Source organism: Malikia granosa, from assembly GCF_002980595.1.
Lineage (GTDB): Bacteria > Pseudomonadota > Gammaproteobacteria > Burkholderiales > Burkholderiaceae_C > Malikia > Malikia granosa.
Map to the genome: position 1 here is coordinate 1 of NZ_PVLQ01000158.1, position 2151 is coordinate 2151.

Sequence of the window (2151 nt, forward strand, 5' to 3'; positions counted from 1 at the left end):
AGACACCTTGAAATCACTCGGTCCAGGTCCAGTGCATACGGTAAAACCTGAAATCACCCACTGGGGTGGAAATATTCATCATCCGTTTCAATCTGGAGTTTGCAGCACCACGGTTCTGACGCCTCAAGGCTATACCAGCCAATTGTCCGGTACCAGCTTTTCTGCTCCAATAGCGTCGGCACTGTGCGCGCACACTTGGCAAGCTTTGAGTGGCCACCGGGAGTTCAACCCATCTCCGGCAATGGTAAAGGCGGCAATGATTCATGCCGCGCAACTGGAAAATCGTGAGTATAGTCCGTTGGAGCGCCGCTATTATGGTGTTGGACTTCCACAAGATGTCATGAGCACACTGTATGATCGGAGCGATAGCTTCACGCTGCTATTTGAGGCGGATCTGATTCCCGGAAAAATGCGATGGCGCAAGACGCCATATCCAATCCCGGCATCTTTGCGATCGAATGGAAAGCTCCGAGGAGAGGTGATTATCACTGCTGCCTATCAGCCAGTCCTGGATGCAAACTGGGGCGCCGAGTATGTGCGCACCAACCTAGAGCTGAGTTTCGGTGTGCTTAACACGGCTAAAAATACAATACAAGGTAAGGTTCCACTCGAAATGGAGCCGGGACAGCACAGCTTTGAAAAACAATTGATAGAAAACGGTGGAAAGTGGTCGACGGTAAAGCTGCACCGAAAAACCTTTCCGGACGGAGTAGCGGGTGATGTATGGGCGCTGCAGGCCAAACTGCAAGTGCGTGCTGCCCAAGACAAGCCGGATTTTCCAGTCAAGGCCTACATATTTGTCACCCTTCGTTCTGTGGATGGTGACACCTCGGTTCACGCCGATGGTCTGAATGCTTTGCGTGCCACGCAATGGGTACAGCAGTCGCTGCCTGTTCGAGTTCCTGTGCAAGCAAGTTGAGTTTAGCTCAGCTCGGGCTTAATTTGATATTGAATTTTATAGTGGAGATGTGATGAAGAAAGTAATTCTTGCTGCCGTTTTTGCCTTTCCTTTGCTCTCGTTTGCACAAGAGCAAGGGGAGGCCTCAAAGTCATTGCCAGCGACAAAGCTGGAAGCATTTTCCGCTAGAACCGGTATTGTTCTGGTTAAAGGCTACACTGAGATAGGCTCAGTCAATGGAATGGGGCAAGTTTCCATTGATGTTCGCGAGTTTAGAGATGCCAGTAATCCAAAGTCCGCACAATACGGTGTGTCATTTGAGGTAAAGGAGTCTGGTCGTCTTGAGCGGAAAAATACTTCGTATATAGATGAAGATGAGATTGACTCTCTGATCCGTGGCTTGGATTACATTGCCAAGATTGACCGTGGAGTTACTGCATTCGGAAACTTTGAGGCGCATTATAAGACGAAGGGTGATTTGTCTTTTGTCGTGTTTTCGGGAAGTAGCGGGGAAATAAGCCTCGCCGTCTCCAGTGGACGAATTGGGAGGACGTCGGCATATTTGAAGATCAACGACGTTGAGCGTATTCGTTCCATTTTGGGTGAGGCTAAGAAATTAATTTCATCGGCAAAGGCTGGTGGGAAATAATTTACGGTAAACGGCCGCAAGCGGCCATCTTTTGTGCTCATGCCACGTAGCCCCGTCCACCCCACCCACCCGTTTTCCGGGTAAAATCTTTTCGTGCTTCGGCACAAACCGACAGCGTCCGTCCGGCGCTGTCACGGGCTTGGCAGCCCAGTTCAGTTGGCGCAGCAAGCCGCGCGCCGCACTTTGCGACAGCGGCTTTTTTCATGTCCACAGCTGCAAGTGGCAACACGGCATCACCCGATTGCAACTCTTGCCCCTGCGCGCAAGGGTTCGATTTTGGCGGGCCGTGTGGGGACACGCGCAAGCGTGTGCCGGTTCCAACTGCCGGTCTGCCAACCCTGCACGGTCTGCCGCCCATTCTCTTGGCAGGGGATGGAGGCAGGTTCAGCAACCTGTCCAGTTGGAGCCTCATCATGGCTGACACCACCGCAACCGCTGTGCGCTCGCCCGCGCACGTCATCGCCCTGCACAGCCGCCGCGCTGCGCCCATCACCCACACCACCGACCGCGACACCATCGCGCTGCATGTCCAGGCCGTGAACGCCCTGAGCATGGCGCTGGGCCTGATGCTCAACCCGCAAGGCAGGTAACTATTCAGCCCCCC

General features: G+C 53.3%; 3 protein-coding genes. All 3 read left to right on the top strand.

Annotation, left to right across the window (positions count from 1 at the left end; genetic code table 11):
* Positions 1 to 919: S8 family serine peptidase (locus C6P64_RS17780; RefSeq protein WP_105749850.1), on the top strand; the 919-nt coding region annotated here is incomplete at its 5' end.
* Between the two features lie 52 nt (positions 920 to 971).
* Positions 972 to 1547 (top strand): hypothetical protein, encoded by a 576-nt coding sequence (locus C6P64_RS18120; protein ID WP_146115989.1) that lies wholly within the window; start codon positions 972 to 974, stop codon positions 1545 to 1547.
* Positions 1548 to 1960: 413 nt separating this feature from the next.
* Positions 1961 to 2137, top strand: coding sequence for a hypothetical protein (locus C6P64_RS18305; protein ID WP_170073148.1), 177 nt, complete (start codon positions 1961 to 1963; stop codon positions 2135 to 2137).
* Positions 2138 to 2151 lie beyond the last annotated feature (14 nt).